The sequence below is a fragment of the Corynebacterium tuberculostearicum genome (genome assembly GCF_046097255.1).
GTDB classification, from domain to species: domain Bacteria; phylum Actinomycetota; class Actinomycetes; order Mycobacteriales; family Mycobacteriaceae; genus Corynebacterium; species Corynebacterium tuberculostearicum_J.
This window is the reverse complement of sequence record NZ_CP175770.1, coordinates 137,459-160,021: the sequence shown is the minus strand read 5'-3', so window position 1 is coordinate 160,021 and position 22,563 is coordinate 137,459. Positions and strand designations below refer to the sequence as shown.

Here is a 22,563-nt window from a genome sequence, read left to right as displayed (position 1 = left end):
CGAAAGCAGTGATTGAGCGACCATGGACTTTGATAGCCAACAAGAGCGCCTTTTAGAGGACATCGTCAAGCTGGCCGCAGCCAGAAAGCGCGCCTTCAAGCCGGTGACCGTGCTTATCGACGGCCCCTCGGGCGCCGGCAAAACCTGGACTTCTGCCGCGCTGGCCGAGCGCACCAACTGGCGGGTGGTGCACCTCGATGAGTTTTACCCCGGCTGGCATGGCCTGGATAAGGGCTCGGATATGGTGGCCGAGCAGGTATTGCGCACCATGAACCCCGGCTACTGGCGCTGGGATTGGGAAGCAGGTGCCCCGGGGGACTGGGCCAGCTTGGATGTGCGCGATGATCTCATCGTGGAAGGCGTGGGTTCCGTAACCGCCGCCAATATTGCTGCGGCCAAGGAAAGGGGAGCGGTAGTAAGCGTGCTTATCGACGGCCCCCGTGACCAACGCCGCGAACGCGCCATCGCCCGCGAGCCTGGTTACGAGCCGTGGTTTGAAACGTGGGAAGAACAGGAAAAGAACTACTTTGCCACCAAGGCCGCCGAGGCCGACCTGGTCTGGGAATGGTCCTAGCAGGAGGAAGCCGCCGATCGCGTTTTGTATAAAGCGCGGTCGGTTTGCTACTCTAAACGTCAGTTCACTATGCGTGCCATGATGGCGCGCGGTGAAGAGTCTGATCCTTAACAAGGCACCGGCCTTGGAAAGAGTTCTGGACATGCGGCAGCGCCCCGGGAAAGAGCGCCCATTTTTGCATGTTTGGTTCCTTTCTTTTGGTTTCGGTGCAATTCGACAGAAAGACTGTTAAATGCCAACTATTCAGCAGCTGGTCCGCAAGGGCCGCCACGATAAGCGTAAAGAGGTTTCCACCGCTGCGCTGAAGGGTTCCCCGCAGCGTCGCGGTGTGTGCACCCGCGTGTACACCACCACCCCTAAGAAGCCGAACTCCGCACTGCGTAAGGTCGCTCGTGTTCGCCTGACCACCGGTATTGAGGTTTCCGCCTACATTCCGGGCGAGGGCCACAACCTGCAGGAGCACTCCATGGTCCTCGTTCGCGGCGGCCGTGTGAAGGACCTTCCTGGTGTTCGTTACAAGATCATCCGCGGCGCTCTGGATACCCAGGGTGTCAAGGACCGTAAGCAGGCACGTTCCCGTTACGGCGCAAAGAAGGGACAGTAATAAACAATGCGTAAGAATGCTGCTCCGAAGCGTCCTGTAGTCAAGGACCCGGTATACAACTCCGAGCAGGTCACCATGCTCGTCAACAAGATCCTCCAGGACGGCAAGAAGTCCACCGCAGAGCGCATCGTCTACGGCGCTCTCGAGGCTTGCCGTGAGAAGACCGGTACCGATCCGGTTGGCACCCTGGAGAAGGCACTGGGCAACATCCGCCCAGACCTCGAGGTTCGCTCCCGCCGTGTCGGTGGCGCTACCTACCAGGTGCCGGTTGAGGTCCGCCCTGACCGCGCTAACACCCTGGCACTGCGCTGGATGGTGACCTTCACCCGCCAGCGTCGCGAGAACTCCATGATCGAGCGTCTCGCAAACGAGATCCTGGATGCCTCCAACGGCCTCGGCGCTTCCGTTAAGCGTCGTGAGGATACTCACAAGATGGCAGAGGCTAACCGCGCCTTCGCCCACTACCGCTGGTAATTTCAGCACCCACATCAATGGCCCAAGCAACGAGAAACAAGTTTCGCGCTGGCTGTCGGCAGTTTTCCCGCCGCGGCAACACAAAACTCCATATCTCTTGCTTGGGTCATTTTTTGCCCTAATGGGTGTGATCTCTGGGCGGTATACCTGCCCAGTCCAGCGGCATCGTGGAGTGTCCAGTACACTGAAGCGATGGAAGTCTAGGGGCAGGCTGCTCCGAGGACGGCCAAATAGTGGCAAAAATTTACATGACCTTATCCATGCAGGCGTCATAGCCAGAAACCTGGTCACGGCGTCGACGACTATTAAGTTGGGGTATAAACGTGGCACAAGAAGTGCTTAAGGACCTGAACAAGGTCCGCAACATCGGCATCATGGCCCACATCGATGCTGGTAAGACGACGACCACCGAGCGTATTCTCTTCTACACCGGTATCAACCGTAAGGTGGGCGAGACCCACGACGGTGCTTCCACCACTGACTGGATGGCACAGGAGAAGGAACGCGGCATCACCATTACCTCCGCTGCCGTGACCTGCTTCTGGGACAACAACCAGATCAACATCATCGACACCCCGGGTCACGTTGACTTCACCATTGAGGTCGAGCGTTCCCTCCGTGTTCTCGATGGCGCCGTCGCAGTCTTCGACGGTAAGGAAGGCGTTGAGCCGCAGTCCGAGCAGGTGTGGCGTCAGGCTGCTAAGTACGACGTTCCGCGTATCTGCTTCGTCAACAAGATGGACAAGCTGGGCGCAGACTTCTACTACACTGTTTCCACCATCGTTGACCGCCTGGGCGCTAAGCCGTTGGTTATGCAGCTGCCTATCGGCGCTGAGGATGACTTCGACGGCGTCGTTGACCTGCTGAACATGCAGGCCATCACCTGGCGCGGCAAGGTTGAGACCGGTGCCGAGCCTACCTACGAGGAAATCCCAGAAGACCTCAAGGACAAGGCTGCAGAGTACCGTGAGAAGCTGGTTGAGACCGTTGCTGAGTCCGACGAAGAACTCATGGAAAAGTACTTCGGCGGCGAGGAGCTGACCATTGACGAGCTCAAGGCCGGCATCCGCAAACTGACCATCAACACCGAGGTTTACCCGGTTTACTGCGGTACCGCATACCGCAACAAGGGCGTCCAGCCGCTTCTTGACGCTGTCGTTGACTTCCTCCCGAACCCACTCGATGTTGGCGAGGTTGTCGGCCACGCTGTCGGCGACGAGGATGAGCAGGTTACGCGTAAGCCTTCCGTTGAGTCCCCGTTCTCTGCACTGTCCTTCAAGGTTGCTGCACACCCGTTCTTCGGGCAGCTCAACTTCGTCCGCGTTTACTCTGGTCAGGTTCTGCCGGGCACCGAGGTTATGAACTCCACCAAGGGTAAGAAGGAGCGCATCGGCAAGCTGTTCCAGATGCACGCCAACAAGGAGAACCCTGTTGAGCAGGCAGACGCCGGCAACATCTACGCGGTTATCGGCCTGAAGGAAACCACCACCGGTGACACCCTGTGTGACAAGGATGACCAGATCATCCTCGAGTCCATGGACTTCCCGGATCCAGTTATTAAGGTTTCCATTGAGCCAAAGACCAAGGCTGACCAGGAGAAGCTGGGTACCGCTATCCAGAAGCTCGCTGCTGAGGACCCAACCTTCACCGTTGAATTGGATGAAGAGACCGGCCAGACCGTTATCGGCGGCATGGGCGAGCTCCACCTCGACGTTATGGTGGACCGCATGAAGCGCGAATTCAAGGTTGAGGCCAACATCGGTAACCCGCAGGTTGCTTACCGTGAGACCATCCGCAAGAAGGTTGAGTCCATGGAATACACCCACAAGAAGCAGACCGGTGGTTCCGGCCAGTTCGCAAAGGTTATCTGCACCATCGAGCCGTACAACCCGGACCCAGAGACCCTGGAAGAGGGCGAGTCCGCAACCTACAAGTTCGACAATGCCGTTACCGGTGGCCGCGTTCCGAAGGAATACATTCCTTCCGTTGACGCTGGTATCCAGGACGCTATGCAGTACGGCTACCTCGCAGGCTTCCCGATGGTCAACATCAAGGCCACCCTGGAAGACGGCGCTTACCACGACGTTGACTCCTCCGAGATGGCCTTCAAGCTGGCTGGCTCCCAGGTCTTCAAGGAAGCAATGGCCAAGGCTAAGCCGGTTCTGCTCGAGCCGATGATGGCCGTTGAGGTTGTTACCCCTGAGGAGTACATGGGTACCGTTAACGGTGACATCTCCTCCCGTCGTGGCCAGGTCTTCGCTATGGAAGACCGCTCCGGTGCGAAGGTTGTCAAGGCTAAGGTGCCGCTGTCCGAGATGTTCGGTTACATCGGTGACCTGCGTTCTTCCACCGCAGGCCGCGCAAACTTCACCATGGTCTTCGATTCCTACGCAGAGGTTCCTTCCTCCGTGGCACAGGAGATCATCGAGGAGCGCACCGGCGGCGCTAACTAAGCGCTAGCCCCCGTCTTCTCCGCGGTTTAGTCGGGCTGGTACTCTTCGCCAGTAGATGCCAGACCCGCCGCGGGGCGGGACAACTGGGCCAGGGTAGCGGCGGGCTGAGTTTGCAGCTTAGGCCTCTAAGTTGTGAATTGAGCCGGCCGTTACCCTCCCAGGATCCTTTTCAAAGATTCTTGTCGAGGGAAATGGCCGCGATTTTTCGCGGGGTTACCTCCTATAACGGCGGTTTGAAAAAACCGCGACATAAATCTAGGATCGTGTAACTGGCACGTAAAGAAAGCGTCATTAGCGCTTTGCCCCACATACTGTGGGTCGGGTGCCAATGACAACTGTCAACCACGTGGCTGCGAAGGTCGTAGCCACCATATAGTCCAGGAGGACATACAGTGGCAAAGGAGAAGTTCGAGCGTACGAAGCCGCATGTGAACATCGGCACCATCGGACACGTCGACCACGGCAAGACCACCACCACCGCAGCGATCACCAAGGTTCTGGCTGACCAGTACCCTGAGGAGAACGAGGCATTCGCGTTCGACATGATCGACAAGGCTCCTGAGGAGAAGGAGCGCGGTATTACCATCAACATCTCCCACGTTGAGTACTCCACCCCGAAGCGCCACTACGCACACGTTGACGCTCCGGGCCACGCCGACTACATCAAGAACATGATTACCGGCGCTGCTCAGATGGACGGCGCTATCCTGGTTGTTGCTGCAACCGATGGCCCGATGCCGCAGACCCGCGAGCACGTTCTGCTTGCTCGCCAGGTTGGCGTTCCTTACATCCTCGTTGCACTGAACAAGTGCGACATGGTTGATGATGAGGAAATCATCGAGCTCGTTGAGATGGAGATCCGTGAGCTGCTCGCAGAGCAGGACTACGATGAGGAAGCTCCTATCGTTCACATCTCCGCTCTCAAGGCTCTCGAGGGCGACGACAAGTGGGTACAGTCCGTCGTTGACCTGATGGAAGCCTGCGACAACTCCATCCCGGATCCGGAGCGCGCTACCGACCAGCCGTTCCTGATGCCTATCGAGGACATCTTCACCATTACCGGCCGCGGTACCGTTGTTACCGGCCGTGTTGAGCGTGGCCGTCTGAACGTCAACGAGGACGTTGAGATCATCGGTATCCAGGAGAAGTCCCAGACCACCACTGTTACCGGTATCGAGATGTTCCGCAAGATGATGGACTACACCGAGGCTGGCGACAACTGTGGTCTGCTTCTGCGTGGTACCAAGCGTGAGGACGTTGAGCGTGGCCAGGTTGTTATCAAGCCGGGCGCTTACACCCCGCACACCAAGTTCGAGGGTTCCGTCTACGTCCTGAAGAAGGAAGAGGGCGGCCGCCACACCCCGTTCATGAACAACTACCGTCCGCAGTTCTACTTCCGTACCACTGACGTTACCGGTGTTGTTCACCTGCCAGAGGGCACCGAGATGGTTATGCCTGGCGACAACGTTGAGATGTCCGTTGAGCTCATCCAGCCGGTCGCTATGGACGAGGGCCTGCGCTTCGCTATCCGCGAGGGCTCCCGCACCGTCGGCGCTGGCCGCGTTACCAAGGTTGTCGAGTAATCGACACCCCGTAACCGCTCAGTAGAGCTTTAAAGAGTCCGCTTCACCTTAGGGTGAGGCGGATTTTTTGATCTTTGGCCACCAAAGCTGCGCGCGGAGCAACCGCTAGTGGTTGATGCCGTATGCGTGGACTTTACGGGCAAAATGAAGCCTCCCGCGGCATCGTCTGTTCGGAATGCCGCGGGAGGCTTTAGCGCATCGCGCTAGAGGCTTTTAGTGCTTTTACTTCTCCCAGCCGATATCTTCCTTGGGGAGGATGGCGAAGCCGTTGGCGCCATAGTTGGCCAGGCCCTTCTTCACGCCGACCATCTGTGGGCCGTTGGCAAAGGGGAGGATGCCGTAGTGACCGAAGGCCTCCGACTCGAGTTCATTGACGCGGTCAATCTGCTCGTCCTTGGTTGGCAGGTTCTGCAGCTCCTCAATCTTCTTATCGAATTCCTTGGTGCCGGTGCTCGACATGTTCAGCGTGGAATCGCTGGCGTAGGTCTGGCCAAAGTATGCGACGCCAAACGGGTCAGAGGAGGTAAACGCGGAAAGGAAGAGGTCGAAATCTCGCTCCGAGGTTACCTTGGAGAACTCGGACGAAGGGCGCTCTTCAATCTTGAGGTCAACGCCGACGTCCTTGAGCATCTTTTGCACCGCTGCGGCGAGGGACTTCGACACTTCATCGTCACCGATGAGGATGTAGCGGAGGGAGAGCTTCTCGCCGTCCTTAGCGTACATACCATCATCGCCCTGCTGGTAGCCGGCGTCCTCGAGCAGCTTCTTGGACTGCTCGGGATCGAACTTGATGACGTCCTTGATGTTGTCCTTGTAGCCCTCCTGAGTGGAGTAGAGGGTAAGGGATCCCGGCATTTCCTCTTCGTAGCCCAGGCCGTTATAGCGGATTTCGGCCAGCTGATCGCGGTCGATGGCGGAGAAGACGGCGTGGCGCACGTCCTCATCCTTGAGCTGTGGCGCCTTGGAATTGAGGGTGAAGATGACGTTGGCGGGGCGCAGTGCGGCACGGATGTCGATGTCATCGCCCATCTCGCCGGCAATGGTGAGGCTGTTCTTATCGGCCACACCGGCGGCGTCGATTTCGCCGGCTTGGAAGGCGTTGATGGTGGCCTGGGATTCCATGACGCGGAAGCTTACCTTCTTCATCTTTGGCTTATCGCCCCACCACTTTTCGTTGGGCACGAGGCTGAGGGTGCCACCCTTGAAGTCCACGTTGTCGACCTTGAATGGGCCGGCGCCGTATTGCGGGTTCAGCTTGCCCAGGTAGGCCTTGTCAAACTTTTCTGGGCTATCAATAGCGGGGTGGAGCAGTTGATTGAAGAGGCCCTGCCACCACGGGTAGGGGCCGTCGAAAGTGACAACGACGTCCTTGTCAGTAGCGCCCTTTTCCACGGAGGTAATGCGCTCGTAGCCATCGGTGGCGTTTACCTGGACGTCTTCATCCTTACCGTTGTTGAAGCGCCAAGTATTTTCAAAGGCCTTCCAATCGATAGGAGTGCCGTCGTTGAAGGTGGCGTCCTTGTTGACCTTGAAAGTGACGACGGTGTTCTCGCCCTTCTTATCTTCCTTGACATCATCGATGTAGTCGGGGTTTGGGGTGTAGTTTCCCTCGCCGTCATACAGCGCAAGCTGTGGGTTGTACCAGCCCCAGACCGAGCGGGTATCGGTGGTCATGTTGGCGTGGAACATGTTTTGCTGCTCAGTGAGTTCGTTGAGGGCGAGGGTGAGCTCGCCGTCGTCCTTGAGCTCGTCGCGGGACTTTTCGTTGTAGTCGCCGGCCGGATTAACCTCGATGTCGAGGCCGCCGACTGCCTTGGTGGAGTCGCCGTCCGAGTTGGCGGCGCAGCCGGTAAGGGCGAGCGCTGCGGCGGAGAGGGTGGCTACGGTTGCGATCCGGAAGCGGGTGAACTTTTTCATGGTGGGGTTTCTCCTTGAGTGAGAGGAAAGTGAAGGTTGCGGTAGCGGGGGGTAAGCTGCCGCAGCACTTCAGGTGTGAGGTTTACTATATATAACGCGCGATGTGTGGCGGGTCACTTTTGGGAAATTGGTGAGGCATTCGCTGGACCGGGGTTGCGTCGCCTGCGGGCAGCCTCCGGATCCGGAATCGGAATGGCATCCAGGAGCTTCTTGGTGTAGTCCGCTTGGGGGTTTTCGAAGATGTCATCGGTCGGCCCGGATTCCACAAATTGGCCCTTATACATGACAGCCAACCTATCGGAGAGGTGGCGCACCACGGAAAGGTCATGAGCCACGAAGAGATAGGACAGGCCCAGCTTGCGCTTGAGATCCTCGAGCAAGTTGATGACGCCGGCCTGGATGGAGACGTCGAGTGCGGAGACGGGCTCATCCAGCACTAAGACCGAGGGGTTGGTGGCCAGCGCGCGGGCGAGGCCGATGCGCTGGCGCTGTCCGCCGGAAAAGTGGCTGGGGAAGCGATCCAGCTGGGAGGAGTCCAAACCTACAAGGCCCATGAGCTCGTTCACGCGGGCATCCACGTCGCCGTCATAGCCTAGGGAGTTGAGTGGTTCGGCGATGACCTCGCGCACGGTTAGGCGCGGGTTGAGGGAGCTCATCGGGTCCTGGAAGACAATTTGGATGTCCTTGCGGGCCTCGCGGCGCTCGGAATTGCTCATTCCGGCCGCGTCCTTCCCGTTGAGCACCACTGCGCCGTTTTCAGGCTTTAAGTCCATGATTTCTAGCAGGGTGGTGGTCTTGCCACAGCCGGACTCGCCTACGATGGCCATGCATTCGCCCTTGCGAATATCAAAGGTGAGGCCGTCCACTGCCTTGACCGTGCCCACCCGGCGCTTGACCAGCGCGCCCTTGGTAAGTGGGAATTCCTTGCGCAGGTCCGTGACCTCCAGGGTGGTGGGACGCTCCTCGCGGGGGATACCGGCCATGACGTCCTCCGCGAGCTGCGGGGGCTTGAACATGAGCTCGCCGCCGATTTTGCGGTCGTGGATCTCGGGCGCGCGCAGGCAGGCACTCTGGTGTGTGGGGGCGTCGTCAAGCGGGATAAGCGGCGGCTCACCATCGGAGCAGGCGGGCTGCGCCACGGGGCAGCGCGGGGCAAACTGGCAGCGCTGCTTGAGGTCCACCAGCACCGGCGGGCTGCCCACGATGGGTGTGAGCGGCTCTTCTGCGGACACGTCCGGGCGGGGCGTAGAGCCGAGCAGGCCCACGGTATAGGGCATGCGGGGTTGGGAGAAGATGGTATCCACATCGCCGCGCTCCACGGGTCGGCCGGCGTACATGACCATGACATCATCGGCCGTTTCTGCCATCACGCCCATGTCATGGGTAATCATGATGGTGGCGGCGCCGGTTTCGCGCTGGGCGAGCTTAATGACCTCCAGAATCTGCGCCTGAATGGTCACATCCAGCGCGGTCGTGGGCTCATCGGCGATGAGTACGCGCGGATTATTGGCGATTGCGATGGCAATGACCACGCGCTGGCGCATGCCGCCCGAGAACTCGTGCGGGAAAGACTTCAGGCGCAGGTGCGGATCGGGGATGCCCACGAGATCGAGCAACTCCGTGGCCTCTTTGAGGGCCTGCTTCTTTCCGACGTCCCTATGGGCCTGAATTGCCTCCACCAGCTGCGATCCAATATCGAAGACCGGGGTGAGCGCGGAGAGCGGATCCTGGAAGATCATGCCAATGCCATTGCCACGGATCTCGGACATCTGCTTATCGCTGAGACCGAGCAGCTCGCGGCCGTCGAACTTTACGGACCCGGTGATCTTCGCGTAGTCCGGCAGGAGCCCCATGATGGACATGGAGGTCACGGACTTACCGGAACCGGATTCGCCCACGATGCCGAGCGTGCGGCCAGGGTAGAGATCAAAATCTACGCCACGGACCGCGGAGACGGATCCGGCTTCGGACGGGAAGTTAACGCGCAGGTCTTTGACGGATAAGACGGGCGAGGTCATGCTTTACCTCCGGAATTCGAGTTGGGGTCGAGCGCATCGCGCAGGCCATCGCCAATGAAAGCCATGGACACGGTGAGCAAGGTCAGGGTTGCGGCAGGGAAGTAGAACAGCCACGGGGAGGATTGCACGGCGGCGGTGCCGCCCTGCAGGAGGGTGCCGAGGGAGACGTCGGGAAGCTTGACGCCCAACCCCAGGAAGGACAGGGCCGTCTCGGAGCCCACGGTGCCCACCACGCCGAAGACGAACTGGATGATAAGTAGCGAACCAATATTGGGAATGACGTGGCGCACGATGGTGCGCAGCTTGGACACACCCATGTAGCTCGCCGCGCGGACGTAGTCTTGCTCGCGCACCGTAAGCGCCAGCGACCAAATCACGCGGGCCTGGTACATCCAGCCAAAGAGGATGAGCACGACGATAAGCAGCTTCCAATCGCCGCCGGAATCCGCCACTACCAGTGCGATGAGCAGGAAGGTAGGGATGGAGAGCAGGAAGTGAATGACGGCCAGCACCGCCTTTTCGGCTACACCGCCCCACAAGGCTGCAGCGGATCCAATGAACGCGGAGATGACCAAGGTGGCTAGGGATACCACGATGGCGATGGTCAGGGACCTGCCTAAACCGTGAATGGTCTGGGCATAGAGGTCATTGCCGGTGTCATTCGTGCCAAACCAGTGCTCGGGGCTCGGCGGCTCCGATAGTGCAAGGAAGTCCGGCTCGGTGTAGTCCCACTTGGCAAAGAAGCCGCCAAAAAGCGCTGCAAAGACCAAGAAAGCCAAGATTATAAGGCCCAAGGTGGCCAGCTTATTGCGAAAGAAGCGGCGCAGGTAAAGTTTGTAGCGCGAGGTGCCACGCGGCATCTGCTCCAAGGTGGCTACCTGCTCGGCCTCGGCGGGGGAGAAGGGGTCTCCCGAAGTGACCTCGCTGTGTGCAGTGATCTCCCCGCGCGGTTCCTGCTTGAAATAGTTGCGGTCTTTAGATGGGGTCATTTAACTCACCCTCACTCGTGGATCAAGCGCGACGACAACCAGGTCCGCCAATACCGCGGAGATGGCCGTCATGGCGGCGCCAAAGGCAGCGACAGCCGCTGCACCGTTGACGTCGTTCTTGCTAATGGTCTCGATGAAGTACTGGCCCATGCCGTTCCAGCCAAAGATGCGCTCGGTCATCACCGCACCGGTGAAGATGCCGGGGATGGAAAAGGCCACCGAGGTTGCCACCGGGATGATGGAGGTGCGCAGTGCGTGCTTGCGAATCGCCTGTTGGCGGGTCAAGCCCTTAGCGCGGGCGGTGCGCACATAGTCCGCATCCAAGTTATCCAGCAGCAAGGTGCGCTGGGTCATGTGGTAGCTGGCGTAGCTAATGAAGACCAATGAAATGGTGGGAAGGATCAAGTGCTGTGCGGAGTCCACCAGCTTGGGAAAGAATCCTTCCACGTCCAGCGAATGGGAGCCGACCACATAGAAAATCTTCTTGCCGCTGAGCTCGTTGATTTTCAGTGCGCCCCACACCACGGCGATGGACGCCACTACCACGTGGGTATTCATCGCGATGATGGAAATGCCCTGCCAGATGCGGTCACCGGTCTTGTACTGGCGCGAAGCGGTGTAAACGCCCACTGCCACGCCGATGAGAATGGACAAAATGGTGGACAGTAGGAGTAGCTGCGCGGAAACCCAGATGCGGTAGCTAATTTCTGAATTCACCACTTCGCCCACCGGGGATTGGCCCCAGTCCCATTTGGTGAGGATATTGGTCAGCCAGGTCCACCAGCGTTGTATCAGCGGAGTATCGGGGCTGAGGTTATAGGGTTCGAGGAGGCTATTGATTTCCTCCGGTGAAAGCGGTGGGCGGCGGCCGGTGTAGTTGGACCGTGGGTCCAGGAAGCTGGCCGCCAAGAGATAGGCGAGGTTGGTAGCCAAAAAGATCATGAGTAACCAGCCCAAGGTCTTTTTGATCAGATATTTAGTCATAGAGATTCTCCGTGCGCGGTTAAGCAGGAAACGGGGTGCAAGGTGTATCCAACGAGCGAATCGTTGTATGTGACTAATCTAATAATCTGTTATCCAGAACACAATCAAATTAACCCCGTGACATAAATCCCCAATAATACGACAGGTATTACTGAACGTAGCTAGGGTGGAAAAATCTGCAATAAATACATTGTGAGCAGGCGATATGTGGCTCGAGATTGTTGAACACTTATAGTATTTATTTAATTGAATGAAATTAACTCGGGGGTGAAAATTTTCCTCTCGGCCCCGGCTGTCTGGCCGGCGCGGGTGCTGGGTAATCTTGGCGGATATGGATGACCCCACCCGCATCGATCCCACGCTTGAGTCCCTCCGCCGCGCCTGGGAGGGCCAGCCCGACCTTAGCCTTCCCACTTTCTTTGCCATGCTGGCTAATCAAGGCATTGGATGGGGCGCCACCGACACCGAACTCGTTGCGGAATTGGAGCGCCAGGCGGGCGTGCATCCGCCCTTGCTTCCCTTGGAGGGCGGCCGCATTGCGGCAGGGGAATGGCTCGTGCTTGCCGACGCCCCCTCCTACCGCATCACCGCCACCCCTACCCGCATCATCGTGCGCCGCCCCGATACCCAGCCCGTGGTGTGGGCCTATGAGTCCATTCGTCCCACGGGCCCCGGTCGCCCATTTACTATTCGGGATACCGAGGGCTTTGAACACCGCTTTGGCGTGGTCTCAAGCCTTATGCGGTTGAGTGCCGAGCGCCCAGACCTTAATGGCCTGAAGCGGCAGGATTTGGGTGATTTCGTCTTCGTCCTTCGCTTCGCAGCGGCCATCGGTGTGCTTGATCATGGGCTGCACCTATTCGCTAAGGAAAACCGCCGCGTAACTCGCCAGGACTACTCGTGGCAGCGCCTAGAAAAATGCCGCCCCGGCGAGGAACTGGAAGTGATCCTCGGGGGCGGCGAGTCGGCCCGCCTTGGGGCCGTTCAGGAAGTCTTGGTGGCGGAGACTCCGAACCCGCTATTCGGATAGGTCCTTCATCGGACCTACCTTGCTGAACTGCAGCTTGTAGATGGTGTCCAAATCGGCGTCAGGAAACGCTGCGCGGAAATCGCGCTCATTGGTTTCAACCGCACCGGTAAGGCGCTCCACCGGAGTGTCCGGATTTGCCGTCACCGTGTACTGCAGCGTGGGCCGCGCGCGGTCATAAGCCACGAGGCGCTCTACGTGATCTACGCCCTTGACTCCATCCAAATCTTGGGCCACGGCGCCGGCGATAGCGTTCATCGACGTCGTGATAGAGCCCTTGTCATCGGAAGAAGCGGACTCCACGTTATTAAAGCGGCGGTGGCGCAGGTTAGCCACCACAATCCACAACCCCAGAATAAGGAGCAGTGCGGAGCCACCGGCCAGCGCCCACACCCACCAGTCATTGTCCGCCAAGCTCTTCCACGTATCGTGGTCCACCCACAGGGCTAAGTATTTGGCAAATTCCACGTTGAAGTGGATCAAGATGGGCCACACGCCCAAAGCGATGAGGATGATTCCCAGCAGGCCCAGCAGAATGCGGTCAAAGGTAGCAAGTTTTCTAGACATTGTTATCCAACTCCGGAATCTTCTCTACAGCCACGGTGACCTGCGGCGGGTTCTTGAGATGAGCCAGGCAGCGCGTTACCGCCGTCTCTACCCGGCCTTGTAGCTCCGCATCGTCCGTATCGCCATTGACGGTGACCTTGGCCTTCTTGCTATCCGCGGAGGTCTGCGCCGAGGCCACGCCCGGAACCCGGCGAGCAGTAGCCGACGAGAGGCGGGCGATATCCACCGGCCGCATCCACATGGACGCGGTATCGGAGGCAAGCTGCATGTGCGTGGTGCGGCGCGTCTTCACTGCGGCGAAGAGGAAAATCAGGCCTACGACGATGGAAGCAACGCCGGCCCAGATCATCCAGGTCTGCAGCTCTTCAGTAGCAATGAGATTAAGTACCGGCTGTACCCAGGACTGGGCATCGGAGCCGGACCCTACCAGCCACGTCTCGCGCACGCCGACGACGCCCGCGGCGAGCAGTAGGAGCCCAAGGATTACGGCCCAAGTACGCGCCGCCGGAGAAGCCTTCGGCTGCTGCCCAAAGTGTTCAGGCATGTGCTGATCAGCCATTATTGCCTCCTTGTGGGCGATACGGGTTAATGGAAATGGCGCGCAACGGCTCGGGACGCGGCGCATTCACGTGCAACGGCCGAGGATTTGCCGGCGTGACCTCAATGCGCTTGAGCGGTTGCGGCCGCGGGGCCTTTACCGTGCGCGCAGGAGCAGACTTGGGAGCCTGTACACGGCGCGGAGACCACTCGTGGCGAATCTCAATCTCGCGCAGCGGCTGCGGACGAGGAGTTGTTACCTGAATCTTCCGTGCCAGTGGACGAACCTGCCCACTAGGGGCCAACCTGGCTGGGCGAGGCGCAGCCACGCTCTGCACGCGGACCGGCTTGGGCTCTCTGATCGGCCGCACCGTGTGGTCGTTCGGGGACGAAATCTCACGCAGCTGGTGGTCTGGAAGGTCAGCGGAAATGTTGCGTACCTCGGTCTCGCGCGGGGTATCCACGGACTGCACTGCGACGCCGGCGGCCGGCGCAGCGATGGTGCGCACCGGTGCCTCCTGCGGTGTGGCAATGCTGCGTACATTCACCGACTCTGCAGTGACCGGCTGCCATACCGGCGAGGGCTTGGTGTGCGGCGCAACGGCAGCAGCGACCTGGCGCTGCTCCACCTCTGCGGCAGTCACGCGCTCGCCCGGAACGGAACCGCCGACGGTGACATTGACGCGAGTTGTGGAATAACCGGTGTGCGCCGCGATGGCCTCCGAGATGGCGGCACGAGTATGCTCCGCCACCGTAGTAACCGGCGAGGGCCATACCACGCCGATAGTGGCGTTAACGGCCGCTACCTCACGCTCTGAGTCCATCTGGACCGAGACCCGTGGAAAACCGCGGCCGCCGATGCCCGCTAGCTTGGCCTCTATAGCCTTGGTGCCGGGCACGCTAGCAATCGCGGCGGTAACGATGCGTTCCATGGTCCGCAGCGAGATACGCGTGTGGCCCTGAGTGGAACTATCTGTCATTAACCTTGGCCTTTCTCCTTACCAATGAGGCCATTCCACACAGAAGTGAGATCGATACGGCCATCAAAGTGTGCTCCCACAATGCCGCCGATTGCGGCAAGGAGTACGGCGAGCAAAGTAGGACCCCAGCCTAGGTACAAAAAGAAGGCAAGAATAAGGCCGGAAATGATGCCCAAAGTGGTGTAATTCTTCATATCTATTCCTTCGATGGAGCAGCGGATAAGCCATCTACGGCGTCAGAAAACTCAACGTCAATGCGCTGCAGTTCGGGACAAGCCCCACGGGCGGCGGACCGAATATCTTCTGCCAAGGCATACAGGTCCGGCGCGGCGCTGATATCAACGCGAATGTTGATCTGCAGGTGGCGATCATCGCGCGGGTCGGGCCGCCGCATGCCGACGATGCGCTCGCCGGGGAGGTATAAACTCACCGAACCGAACGAACCGCCGTCGAGCGCGGCGACACCGCGTACCTTCCGGACTGCCTCTGCAATAGCGCGGGCGTGGCTTACCTCGAGCTCGAAACGTGCTCGGGGCTCAGGCATTGGGCTTAAGCCTGACCCTGGTTCAAAGCAGCCTGGTCTTCTGCCTCGGACTCATCCTTTGGCAGCTTTACGTCGTGAACAACAACGTTGACGCGCTCGACGCTCAGGCCGGTCATGCGCTCAACGGCATTCATGATGTTGCGGCGGATGGCCTCGGCGAGCTCGTGGATGGCCACGCCGTACTCAGCGGTGATGGCAATGTCGATGCGAGCGGTGCCGTCCGCTACCTCTACGTCCACACCCTGGCGGACGTCCTCAGAAGCACCGAAGGACTCGCGGATATTGCCGATCATGCGGGCTCCGCCGCCACCTAGGGCATCCACGCCGGAAACCTCGCGAGCAGCGATGCCGGCGATCTTGGAGACCACGACATCATCGATGGTGGTGGTGCCGTACTGGGTTTCCAGGTTGTTATTGACCTCGCGCTCCTCGGAAGCAGGAACCTGGTTGTCGGAGTTTTGTGCAGGGGTCTTGTTTTCAGACATGGGCGAGTGAGCCTTTCTCTATTGGGTGATGCATGAACGCGATATTCAACTATCTAGGCAGGACAAAGAGTCCACAGCCATTACCTCCGAGCTTAGATACTTCTCAGCCCAGTGTGGGGTGCGAGGTAACAAATTTTTCCAAAACGTGATTTTTGGCACGGTTTAATACGCGGCTTGAAAAACCGCAGCCCAACATGCTTAAATACAAAGGTTGCTTTAACAGGGCAGCGAGAACCGAGGTTCGGTGATGGCGGCGGACGTCGCCAAGCATGAGTCTCGGGGAGACGCTGAGCTGGTAAAGCGAACATGACACCTTCGTTGTCGCCATGGTTCAGGGAAACCTGAAGCATTGACTGGAAGGTCATCCAATCGGGCTAGGTCCGCGTTAGAGCAGTGACACCCCGAGAAGATGGACCGGAGAAGGGGCATGGCAAATAAACAGCGGCAGTAGACGAATTGGACACTCTCCACGTGTAATGCGTGAAAACCGTCCTCTTCACAATACTTTGACTACGGGTCTTGTACCCCGTCGAGAGCACTGCGTCCTGGCACTTGCCATGTACCGCAACTCTTGGTCGTCATGACAGTCAGACCACTGGCGTTGTGTCAGGCCCCAAGCCCGGACAACGTTATAGAGAAATCGAGAAGCAATTTCCCACCGCTTCACGCCCCGGAAACGCCGGGAATGTGAAAGTGGGGAAGCGAGGAAGAGGATAAGCGTGGCGGGACAAAAAATCCGCATTCGGCTGAAGGCCTATGACCACGAGGCTATCGACGCTTCTGCAAAGAAGATCGTCGAGACCGTTACCCGTACCGGTGCTCGTGTAGTTGGCCCAGTGCCGCTCCCAACCGAGAAGAACGTATACGCAGTTATTCGTTCTCCGCACAAGTACAAGGACTCTCGCGAGCACTTCGAGATGCGCACTCACAAGCGCCTGATCGACATTCTCGACCCAACCCCGAAGACCGTTGATGCTCTTATGCGCATCGATCTTCCGGCAAGCGTCGACGTGAACATCCAGTAAGCGACTTTGGTGGAGAACAAATAATGAGTGAAAACGAGATCAAGGGCATTCTGGGCAAGAAGCTCGGCATGACCCAGGTCTTCGACGAGGACAACCGCGTTGTGCCGGTTACCGTCGTCGAGGCAGGGCCATGCGTTGTCACCCAGATTCGCACCCCCGAAACCGATGGCTACAGCGCCATCCAGATCGCCTTTGGCGAAATCGACCCACGCAAGGCAAACAAGCCGGTTGGTGGACACTTCAAGAAGGCTGGCGTAACCCCGCGCCGTCACGTTGCGGAAATCCGCATGGACGACACCTCTGCATACGAGGTTGGCCAAGAGGTCAAGGTTGACATCTTCGAGGGCATCACCTTCGTTGACGTCACCGGCAAGACCAAGGGCCACGGCTACGCCGGCGCCATGAAGCGCCACGGCTTCGCAGGCCAGGGCGCAGCTCACGGTAACCAGGCCGCTCACCGCCGCGTTGGCGGCATCGGCGGCGCTGCTACCCCGGGCCGCGTCTTCAAGGGCAAGCGCATGGCTGGCCGTATGGGCCACGACCGCGTGACCACCCAGAACCTGAAGATTCAGAAAATCGATGCCGAGTCCAACCTGCTGCTCATCAAGGGTGCTATCCCTGGTGCGCGCGGCGGCCTCGTCACCGTTAAGACCGCAGTGAAGGGCGGTGCACACGCATGAGCAACCTCAAGCTAGACGTCCACACTTCCGAGGGTAAGACCAACGGCTCTGTAGACCTGCCAGCTGAAATCTTTGACACCGAGGCATCCATTGCTTTGATGCACCAGGTTGTTAACGCTCAGCTTGCTGCTGCACGCCAGGGCACCCACGCAACCAAGACCCGCGGCGACGTCCGCGGTGGTGGTCGCAAGCCTTTCCGTCAGAAGGGCACCGGCCGTGCACGCCAGGGCTCCATCCGCGCACCGCACTACACCGGTGGCGGCACTGTCCATGGCCCACAGCCACGCGACTACGCACAGCGCACCCCTAAGAAGATGATCAAGGCTGCTCTCTTCGGTGCACTGTCTGACCGTGCTCGCAACGAGCGCATCCACGTCATCGAAGAGCTCGTACCGGGCCAGAAGCCGTCCACCAAGTCGGCCAAGGCCTTCCTCGAGTCCCTGACCGAGCGCAAGAACGTGCTGCTGGTCATCGGCCGCGAGGACATCAATGCTCGTCGTAGCGCTAATAACCTGCCTAACGTCCAGATCCTGGACGCTGGCCAGCTCAACACCTACGACGTTCTCTACTCCGATGACGTTGTGTTCTCCGTTGAGGCGCTACACACCTTCATCAACCGCGCAACCGGCGCGGATAAGGAGGAGAACTAATGGCTAAGATTTCTAACCCACGCGATATCATCATCGCTCCGGTTGTATCCGAGAAGTCCTACGGTCTGATGGAGCAGAACGTATACACGTTCTACGTCTCCACGGACTCCAACAAGTCCCAGATTAAAGATGCCGTAGAGCAGATCTTTGACGTAAAGGTTGACTCCGTGAACACCGTGAACCGTGCAGGTAAGCGTAAGCGCACCCGCACCGGTTACGGCCAGCGTAAGTCCACCAAGCGTGCATACGTGACGCTCCGTGAAGGCAGCGACTCCATCGACGTCTTCGGCGGCGGCGCTTAAGCGCCACCGGAGAGCCGAAAGGAAAAGGAAGAATTATGGCTATTCGTAAGTACAAGCCGACAACTCCGGGTCGCCGCGCATCCTCCGTTTCTGAGTTTGACGAGATCACTCGTTCTACTCCGGAGAAGTCCCTGCTGCGCCCGCTGAGCAAGACTGGTGGCCGTAACAACTACGGCCGCATCACCACCCGCCACATCGGCGGTGGCCACAAGCGCCGTTACCGTCTGATCGACTTCCGTCGTAACGACAAGGACGGCATCCCGGCAAAGGTCGCTCACATCGAGTACGACCCGAACCGCACCGCAAACATCGCACTGCTTCACTACGTTGATGGCGAGAAGCGCTACATCATCGCCCCTAAGGGCCTGAAGCAGGGCACCATCGTTGAGTCCGGCGCGAACGCAGATATCAAGGTTGGCAACAACCTGCCGCTGCGTAACATCCCGACCGGTTCCACCATCCACGCTGTGGAGCTCAAGCCGGGCGCTGGCGCTAAGCTGGCTCGCTCCGCTGGTGCTTCCATCCAGCTGCTGGGTAAGGAAGGCAAGTACGCAGTTCTGCGTATGCCGTCTTCCGAAATCCGCCGTGTGGACATCCGCTGCCGCGCGACCGTTGGTGAGGTTGGCAACGCCGAGCAGATGAACATCCGCTGGGGCAAGGCCGGCCGTATGCGCTGGAAGGGCGTACGCCCGACCGTCCGCGGTGTCGTTATGAACCCGGTTGACCACCCACACGGTGGTGGTGAGGGTAAGACCTCGGGTGGTCGCCACCCTGTGTCCCCATGGGGCCACAAGGAGGGTCGCACCCGCAACCCGAACCGTTACTCCAACAACATGATCGTGCGCCGTCGTCGCCCGAACAAGAAGCGCTAAGAGGAGGTAAACAATGCCACGCAGCCTTAAGAAGGGCCCGTTTGTCGATGAGCACCTCCTCAACAAGGTGGATGCTCAGAACGATGCAGGCACCAAGCAGGTCATCAAGACCTGGTCTCGCCGCTCGACCATTCTCCCCGATTTCATCGGTCACACCTTCGCCGTCCATGACGGCCGCAAGCACGTGCCGGTTTTCATCGAGGATTCCATGGTCGGCCACAAGCTGGGCGAGTTTGCACCAACCAAGACCTTTAAGGGTCACGTCAAGGATGACAAGAAGGGACGTCGATAAGCGATGAGTGAGACCATCACCTCCGCATCCGCCACGGCCCGCTACGTCCGCGTCACCCCGATGAAGGCACGTCGCGTGCTCGATCTGGTCCGCGGCAAGTCCGTAAGCGAAGCCCTGGCTATCCTGAAGTACGCACCGCAGGGTGCTTCCAAGCCAGTTGCCAAGGTCGTTGCTTCTGCAGCCGCTAACGCTGAGAACAACTTCGGCCTCGACCCACGCACCCTGGTCATCTCCGAGGCATATGCCAACGAGGGTCCGACCATGCGTCGTTTCCAGCCGCGTGCACAGGGTCGTGCATTCATGATTCGTAAGCGCACCAGCCACATCACCGTGGTTGTCGAAAGCCAGCAGGAAGGGGCCAAGTAATGGGCCAGAAGATCCATCCTCACGGCCTACGTTTGGGCATCACTTCCGACTGGAAGACCCACTGGTTCGCCGATAAGGACTACGCGAACTACGTAGCCGAAGACATCAAGATTCGTAACTACCTCAACAAGGGCCTCGACCGCGCCGGCATTGCCGACGTCGTCATCGAGCGCACCCGTGACCGCGTCCGCGTCGACATTCACACCGCCCGCCCGGGCATCGTGATTGGCCGCCGCGGTGCTGAGGCTGACCGCATCCGCCGTGAGCTGGAAAAGCTCACCGGCAAGATGGTTGCCCTCAACATCCTCGAGGTCAAGCAGGTAGACGCAAACGCAACCCTGGTTGCTCACTCCATCGCGGAGCAGCTGGTTAACCGTGTCGCATTCCGTCGTGCAATGCGCAAGGCTATCCAGTCTGCTATGCGCCAGCCACAGGTTAAGGGCATCAAGATCCTGCTGTCCGGCCGCCTGGGCGGTGCAGAAATGTCCCGCGTTGAGCGCTACCACGAGGGTCGCGTTCCGCTGCACACTCTTCGCGCCGAAATCGACTACGGCACCGCAGAGGCCCACACCACCTTCGGCCGCATCGGCATCAAGGTGTGGATCTACAAGGGTGACGTCGTCGGTGGCGTACGCGAGTCCGAACTGAACGCTCCGGCACAGGGCCGTGGCCGTGACCGCAATGGTCGCTCCCGCCGCGGTGGCCAGCGCCGCCAGCGTGCACAGCAGAAGCAGGAGGGCTAATCCATGCTGATTCCTAAGCGTGTTAAGTACCGCCGTCAGCACCGCCCGAACCGTCGCGGCGTGTCCAAGGGCGGTAACCGCATCAACTTCGGCGATTACGCAATCCAGGCTCTCGAGCCGGCGTACATCACCAACCGTCAGATTGAGGCCGCACGTATTGCCATCAACCGCCACGTCAAGCGTGGTGGCAAGGTGTGGATCAACATCTTCCCGGACCGTCCGTTGACCCAGAAGCCGCTCGGCGTTCGTATGGGTTCCGGTAAGGGCCCGGTCGAGAAGTGGGTGGCTAACGTTAAGCCAGGCCGCGTACTTTTCGAGATGAGCTACCCAACCGAGGCCGTTGCTATTGAGGCTCTGCGCCGCGCAGGCCAGAAGCTTCCTTGCAAGGTCCGCATCATCAAGAAGGAGGACCAGTTCTAATGGCAACCGGTACCCCCGCCCACGAGTTCCGTGAGCTCGACAACGCTGAGCTGCAGTCCCGCCTGAAGGATGCGAAGGAAGAGCTGTTCAACCTCCGCTTCCAGAAGGCCACCGGCCAGCTGACCAACAACCGCCGCATCGGCACGGTTAAGCGCGACATTGCCCGCATCTACACCGTTCTGCGCGAGCGCGAAGCTGGGCCTGTCCGTTGCTCCGGGAGCTGAGGCTTAATCATGAGTGAGGCTAACGTGACTGATTCCAAGAAGGCACCTACTCCGAAGAAGGAGAAGGTCAAGGGCGCTCCTAAGGTTCGCACCGGCTACGTAGTATCCGACAAGATGACCAAGACCATCGTTGTCGAGCTGGAAGACCGCAAGCAGCACGCCCTGTACGGCAAGATCATGCGCTCTAACAAGAAGGTTAAGGCGCACGACGAGGAAGAAACCGCAGGCATCGGCGATCTCGTACGCATCGCTGAGACCCGCCCGCTGTCCAAGGACAAGCACTTCCGTCTCGTTGAGATCATCGAGAAGGCTAAGTAAAAACTAGCCAGCACGAAGCCCCCGCTACCGAACCTAGAGTTCGGAGCGGGGGCTTCGCCGTTTTAGGACTTCTTTACGGCCGGGCCCTGCCATAAAACCAGTAGGGAACCCATGTGACGTCGGTGGTATCTAGGCCCCATTCATTCACTGCGAGGCCTCGCACGCTTTTTGCTAGGCTCCCCTCGCCGGAAGCCCATACGTACCCTGGACCCGGCGCACCGGCATAGTCCGCTCTCAGGGCGGCAACGACAGCCTCCGCCTCCTCGTGCGCTTGGGTATGAATAATTCGCAGGCTGCGTACGCTCGCCTCCCATCTAGCTGCGAGGCCTGGTTCTACCTCGTCGTTGCTGGTAACGACGGCCATAACGTCGGTGGCCCGAAGCATTTCCGGGTTATGGTCTTCTTGGTAGGCCAAAATGTGCCGCAGGGCGGGCAGGGCGGATGCGTCGGCGACTAGAAGTTGTGGCTTCTCGGTTGGCCGCCACAGGTCGTTGCAGGTGAAGAATCCCGCTGTATCCCCGGCTTGTGCGCGGCGAATCCACCGCGAGCCAGGTCCTGAATCGCCGTGTGTCACCACGTCGACATCGACTGTGGCCTCCTCCGAGTGGAGCGCGCGGATGGTGTACCAGCGCAGGTCCGGCCGCCTCTCCTCGTCGATCGCGCTCACAGCCGAGCGGAGGTTTATTCCGTCGACGGGGAAGGGTGTAAACTCCTGTTCAGCTCGGGGCATGACGAGTCCGAAGAATTCATCGGGACCGGAGAGGGTGTATGTCCGGAAAGCCTCGGCGTAGAACGTGAGCCGGTGCAAGCGCGGACGGATCCGTTTATTGGCGGTCAAAGTAACGGGGATGAGTTCGTGCGCAGACATTGGGGCCGATTGTAGAGAAGGGTTCATGCGTCTACTAAATTACTATTTTAGTTTAGCCTTGCCTAAT

27 protein-coding genes and 1 pseudogene are annotated in these 22,563 nt (G+C 59.3%); 17 read left to right on the top strand and 11 right to left on the bottom strand.

Annotated features, from left to right (window positions below):
* The first annotated feature begins 22 nt into the window (after positions 1 to 22).
* The 5 genes from ACKFRY_RS00830 (at position 23) to tuf (ending at position 5,688) form a co-directional block, all read left to right on the top strand.
* A complete protein-coding gene (locus tag ACKFRY_RS00830) occupies positions 23 to 574 on the top strand; it encodes a hypothetical protein (RefSeq protein WP_150850536.1) in 552 nt (183 codons plus the stop codon).
* A gap of 232 nt (positions 575 to 806) precedes the next feature.
* Positions 807 to 1,178: a 30S ribosomal protein S12 gene (rpsL, locus tag ACKFRY_RS00825; RefSeq protein WP_005322866.1), complete on the top strand. Its 372-nt coding sequence runs from the start codon at positions 807 to 809 to the stop codon at positions 1,176 to 1,178.
* Between the two features lie 6 nt (positions 1,179 to 1,184).
* A complete protein-coding gene (rpsG, locus tag ACKFRY_RS00820; RefSeq protein ID WP_005322865.1) occupies positions 1,185 to 1,652 on the top strand; it encodes a 30S ribosomal protein S7 in 468 nt (155 codons plus the stop codon).
* Between the two features lie 323 nt (positions 1,653 to 1,975).
* Entirely contained in the window at positions 1,976 to 4,105 is a 2,130-nt protein-coding gene (gene fusA / locus ACKFRY_RS00815) for an elongation factor G (protein ID WP_408922988.1), read from the top strand.
* A gap of 392 nt (positions 4,106 to 4,497) precedes the next feature.
* Positions 4,498 to 5,688: an elongation factor Tu gene (tuf, locus tag ACKFRY_RS00810; protein WP_150850534.1), complete on the top strand. Its 1,191-nt coding sequence runs from the start codon at positions 4,498 to 4,500 to the stop codon at positions 5,686 to 5,688.
* A 222-nt stretch (positions 5,689 to 5,910) separates the two neighbouring features.
* Here tuf and ACKFRY_RS00805 read toward each other — a convergent pair whose 3' ends face one another.
* From ACKFRY_RS00805 to ACKFRY_RS00790, 4 genes are all read right to left on the bottom strand, one after another.
* Positions 5,911 to 7,605 carry an ABC transporter family substrate-binding protein gene (locus ACKFRY_RS00805; RefSeq protein ID WP_408922987.1) on the bottom strand — a complete coding sequence of 565 codons (1,695 nt, stop codon included), beginning with the start codon at positions 7,603 to 7,605 and terminating at the stop codon, positions 5,911 to 5,913.
* 113 nt (positions 7,606 to 7,718) lie between these two features.
* Complete coding sequence (locus tag ACKFRY_RS00800) at positions 7,719 to 9,623, bottom strand: dipeptide ABC transporter ATP-binding protein (RefSeq protein WP_408922986.1); 1,905 nt, start codon at positions 9,621 to 9,623, stop codon at positions 7,719 to 7,721.
* Entirely contained in the window at positions 9,620 to 10,612 is a 993-nt protein-coding gene (locus ACKFRY_RS00795) for an ABC transporter permease (RefSeq protein WP_200436207.1), read from the bottom strand. The genes ACKFRY_RS00800 and ACKFRY_RS00795 overlap by 4 nt, the downstream gene beginning before the upstream one ends.
* Positions 10,613 to 11,596: an ABC transporter permease gene (locus ACKFRY_RS00790; protein ID WP_179387373.1), complete on the bottom strand. Its 984-nt coding sequence runs from the start codon at positions 11,594 to 11,596 to the stop codon at positions 10,613 to 10,615. It lies immediately after the preceding gene.
* Positions 11,597 to 11,927: 331 nt separating this feature from the next.
* On the opposite strand from ACKFRY_RS00790, the gene ACKFRY_RS00785 reads away from it, so the two are divergent.
* Positions 11,928 to 12,626 carry a hypothetical protein gene (locus ACKFRY_RS00785; RefSeq protein WP_179387374.1) on the top strand — a complete coding sequence of 233 codons (699 nt, stop codon included), beginning with the start codon at positions 11,928 to 11,930 and terminating at the stop codon, positions 12,624 to 12,626.
* On the opposite strand, the gene amaP is transcribed toward ACKFRY_RS00785, so the two are convergent.
* From amaP to ACKFRY_RS00755, 6 genes are read right to left on the bottom strand one after another with little or no spacing between them, the layout of a single operon-like run.
* Positions 12,615 to 13,190 carry an alkaline shock response membrane anchor protein AmaP gene (amaP, locus tag ACKFRY_RS00780; RefSeq protein WP_150850533.1) on the bottom strand — a complete coding sequence of 192 codons (576 nt, stop codon included), beginning with the start codon at positions 13,188 to 13,190 and terminating at the stop codon, positions 12,615 to 12,617. The genes ACKFRY_RS00785 and amaP overlap by 12 nt on opposite strands.
* Positions 13,183 to 13,749 (bottom strand): DUF6286 domain-containing protein, encoded by a 567-nt coding sequence (locus tag ACKFRY_RS00775; protein ID WP_150850532.1) that lies wholly within the window; start codon positions 13,747 to 13,749, stop codon positions 13,183 to 13,185. The genes amaP and ACKFRY_RS00775 overlap by 8 nt, the downstream gene beginning before the upstream one ends.
* Positions 13,742 to 14,707, bottom strand: coding sequence for an Asp23/Gls24 family envelope stress response protein (locus tag ACKFRY_RS00770; RefSeq protein WP_200436208.1), 966 nt, complete (start codon positions 14,705 to 14,707; stop codon positions 13,742 to 13,744). Before ACKFRY_RS00770 ends, ACKFRY_RS00775 begins: the two co-directional genes overlap by 8 nt.
* Positions 14,707 to 14,901 (bottom strand): hypothetical protein, encoded by a 195-nt coding sequence (locus tag ACKFRY_RS00765; protein ID WP_005322852.1) that lies wholly within the window; start codon positions 14,899 to 14,901, stop codon positions 14,707 to 14,709. Before ACKFRY_RS00765 ends, ACKFRY_RS00770 begins: the two co-directional genes overlap by 1 nt.
* 2 nt (positions 14,902 to 14,903) lie before the next feature.
* A complete protein-coding gene (locus ACKFRY_RS00760) occupies positions 14,904 to 15,251 on the bottom strand; it encodes a hypothetical protein (protein WP_005322850.1) in 348 nt (115 codons plus the stop codon).
* 5 nt (positions 15,252 to 15,256) lie between these two features.
* Complete coding sequence (locus ACKFRY_RS00755) at positions 15,257 to 15,736, bottom strand: Asp23/Gls24 family envelope stress response protein (RefSeq protein ID WP_005322849.1); 480 nt, start codon at positions 15,734 to 15,736, stop codon at positions 15,257 to 15,259.
* Between the two features lie 719 nt (positions 15,737 to 16,455).
* Between ACKFRY_RS00755 and rpsJ the strand changes: the two genes are divergently transcribed.
* The 11 genes and pseudogenes from rpsJ to rpsQ all read left to right on the top strand — a co-directional run bounded on the left by rpsJ (position 16,456) and on the right by rpsQ (position 21,628).
* Entirely contained in the window at positions 16,456 to 16,761 is a 306-nt protein-coding gene (rpsJ, locus tag ACKFRY_RS00750) for a 30S ribosomal protein S10 (protein ID WP_003848085.1), read from the top strand.
* A gap of 23 nt (positions 16,762 to 16,784) precedes the next feature.
* Positions 16,785 to 17,441: a 50S ribosomal protein L3 gene (gene rplC / locus ACKFRY_RS00745; RefSeq protein WP_005322848.1), complete on the top strand. Its 657-nt coding sequence runs from the start codon at positions 16,785 to 16,787 to the stop codon at positions 17,439 to 17,441.
* Positions 17,438 to 18,091 (top strand): 50S ribosomal protein L4, encoded by a 654-nt coding sequence (rplD, locus tag ACKFRY_RS00740; protein ID WP_005322847.1) that lies wholly within the window; start codon positions 17,438 to 17,440, stop codon positions 18,089 to 18,091. Before rplC ends, rplD begins: the two co-directional genes overlap by 4 nt.
* Entirely contained in the window at positions 18,091 to 18,393 is a 303-nt protein-coding gene (gene rplW / locus ACKFRY_RS00735) for a 50S ribosomal protein L23 (RefSeq protein ID WP_023020550.1), read from the top strand. Before rplD ends, rplW begins: the two co-directional genes overlap by 1 nt.
* A 35-nt stretch (positions 18,394 to 18,428) precedes the next feature.
* Positions 18,429 to 19,265, top strand: coding sequence for a 50S ribosomal protein L2 (gene rplB, locus ACKFRY_RS00730; RefSeq protein WP_005322845.1), 837 nt, complete (start codon positions 18,429 to 18,431; stop codon positions 19,263 to 19,265).
* A gap of 13 nt (positions 19,266 to 19,278) precedes the next feature.
* Complete coding sequence (rpsS, locus tag ACKFRY_RS00725) at positions 19,279 to 19,557, top strand: 30S ribosomal protein S19 (RefSeq protein ID WP_005276936.1); 279 nt, start codon at positions 19,279 to 19,281, stop codon at positions 19,555 to 19,557.
* Between the two features lie 3 nt (positions 19,558 to 19,560).
* The gene (gene rplV / locus ACKFRY_RS00720) at positions 19,561 to 19,923 is read left to right on the top strand and encodes a 50S ribosomal protein L22 (RefSeq protein ID WP_005276938.1); all 363 of its coding nucleotides are present in this window, start codon (positions 19,561 to 19,563) and stop codon (positions 19,921 to 19,923) included.
* Positions 19,923 to 20,666: a 30S ribosomal protein S3 gene (rpsC, locus tag ACKFRY_RS00715; RefSeq protein WP_005322844.1), complete on the top strand. Its 744-nt coding sequence runs from the start codon at positions 19,923 to 19,925 to the stop codon at positions 20,664 to 20,666. The genes rplV and rpsC overlap by 1 nt, the downstream gene beginning before the upstream one ends.
* A 3-nt stretch (positions 20,667 to 20,669) precedes the next feature.
* Positions 20,670 to 21,086, top strand: a complete 417-nt coding sequence (rplP, locus tag ACKFRY_RS00710; RefSeq protein WP_005322843.1) for a 50S ribosomal protein L16 — start codon at positions 20,670 to 20,672, stop codon at positions 21,084 to 21,086.
* A pseudogene (gene rpmC, locus ACKFRY_RS00705) lies at positions 21,086 to 21,317 on the top strand (50S ribosomal protein L29). Before rplP ends, rpmC begins: the two are co-directional and overlap by 1 nt.
* Before the next feature lie 2 nt (positions 21,318 to 21,319).
* Positions 21,320 to 21,628 (top strand): 30S ribosomal protein S17, encoded by a 309-nt coding sequence (gene rpsQ / locus ACKFRY_RS00700; protein WP_005322841.1) that lies wholly within the window; start codon positions 21,320 to 21,322, stop codon positions 21,626 to 21,628.
* A 73-nt stretch (positions 21,629 to 21,701) separates the two neighbouring features.
* On the opposite strand, the gene ACKFRY_RS00695 is transcribed toward rpsQ, so the two are convergent.
* The gene (locus tag ACKFRY_RS00695) at positions 21,702 to 22,496 is read right to left on the bottom strand and encodes a siderophore-interacting protein (protein ID WP_408922985.1); all 795 of its coding nucleotides are present in this window, start codon (positions 22,494 to 22,496) and stop codon (positions 21,702 to 21,704) included.
* Between the last annotated feature and the right edge of the window lie 67 nt (positions 22,497 to 22,563).

Bases quoted from the DNA above. Each gene is read 5' to 3' on its own strand.
- ACKFRY_RS00800 (WP_408922986.1), bottom strand. From the start codon at position 9,623: ATGACCTCGCCCGTCTTATCCGTCAAAGACCTGCGCGTTAACTTCCCG.
- ACKFRY_RS00765 (WP_005322852.1), bottom strand. From the start codon at position 14,901: ATGAAGAATTACACCACTTTGGGCATCATTTCCGGCCTTATTCTTGCC.
- amaP (WP_150850533.1), bottom strand. From the start codon at position 13,190: ATGTCTAGAAAACTTGCTACCTTTGACCGCATTCTGCTGGGCCTGCTG.
- ACKFRY_RS00785 (WP_179387374.1), top strand. From the start codon at position 11,928: ATGGATGACCCCACCCGCATCGATCCCACGCTTGAGTCCCTCCGCCGC.
- rplW (WP_023020550.1), top strand. From the start codon at position 18,091: ATGGCTAAGATTTCTAACCCACGCGATATCATCATCGCTCCGGTTGTA.
- ACKFRY_RS00795 (WP_200436207.1), bottom strand. From the start codon at position 10,612: ATGACCCCATCTAAAGACCGCAACTATTTCAAGCAGGAACCGCGCGGG.
- rpsQ (WP_005322841.1), top strand. From the start codon at position 21,320: ATGAGTGAGGCTAACGTGACTGATTCCAAGAAGGCACCTACTCCGAAG.
- rpsL (WP_005322866.1), top strand. From the start codon at position 807: ATGCCAACTATTCAGCAGCTGGTCCGCAAGGGCCGCCACGATAAGCGT.
- ACKFRY_RS00755 (WP_005322849.1), bottom strand. From the start codon at position 15,736: ATGTCTGAAAACAAGACCCCTGCACAAAACTCCGACAACCAGGTTCCT.
- ACKFRY_RS00770 (WP_200436208.1), bottom strand. From the start codon at position 14,707: ATGACAGATAGTTCCACTCAGGGCCACACGCGTATCTCGCTGCGGACC.
- ACKFRY_RS00775 (WP_150850532.1), bottom strand. From the start codon at position 13,749: ATGGCTGATCAGCACATGCCTGAACACTTTGGGCAGCAGCCGAAGGCT.
- ACKFRY_RS00695 (WP_408922985.1), bottom strand. From the start codon at position 22,496: ATGTCTGCGCACGAACTCATCCCCGTTACTTTGACCGCCAATAAACGG.
- ACKFRY_RS00830 (WP_150850536.1), top strand. From the start codon at position 23: ATGGACTTTGATAGCCAACAAGAGCGCCTTTTAGAGGACATCGTCAAG.
- rplD (WP_005322847.1), top strand. From the start codon at position 17,438: ATGAGCAACCTCAAGCTAGACGTCCACACTTCCGAGGGTAAGACCAAC.
- rpsG (WP_005322865.1), top strand. From the start codon at position 1,185: ATGCGTAAGAATGCTGCTCCGAAGCGTCCTGTAGTCAAGGACCCGGTA.
- rplB (WP_005322845.1), top strand. From the start codon at position 18,429: ATGGCTATTCGTAAGTACAAGCCGACAACTCCGGGTCGCCGCGCATCC.
- rpsS (WP_005276936.1), top strand. From the start codon at position 19,279: ATGCCACGCAGCCTTAAGAAGGGCCCGTTTGTCGATGAGCACCTCCTC.
- rpsC (WP_005322844.1), top strand. From the start codon at position 19,923: ATGGGCCAGAAGATCCATCCTCACGGCCTACGTTTGGGCATCACTTCC.
- rplP (WP_005322843.1), top strand. From the start codon at position 20,670: ATGCTGATTCCTAAGCGTGTTAAGTACCGCCGTCAGCACCGCCCGAAC.
- ACKFRY_RS00805 (WP_408922987.1), bottom strand. From the start codon at position 7,605: ATGAAAAAGTTCACCCGCTTCCGGATCGCAACCGTAGCCACCCTCTCC.
- ACKFRY_RS00760 (WP_005322850.1), bottom strand. From the start codon at position 15,251: ATGCCTGAGCCCCGAGCACGTTTCGAGCTCGAGGTAAGCCACGCCCGC.
- ACKFRY_RS00790 (WP_179387373.1), bottom strand. From the start codon at position 11,596: ATGACTAAATATCTGATCAAAAAGACCTTGGGCTGGTTACTCATGATC.
- rplV (WP_005276938.1), top strand. From the start codon at position 19,561: ATGAGTGAGACCATCACCTCCGCATCCGCCACGGCCCGCTACGTCCGC.
- rplC (WP_005322848.1), top strand. From the start codon at position 16,785: ATGAGTGAAAACGAGATCAAGGGCATTCTGGGCAAGAAGCTCGGCATG.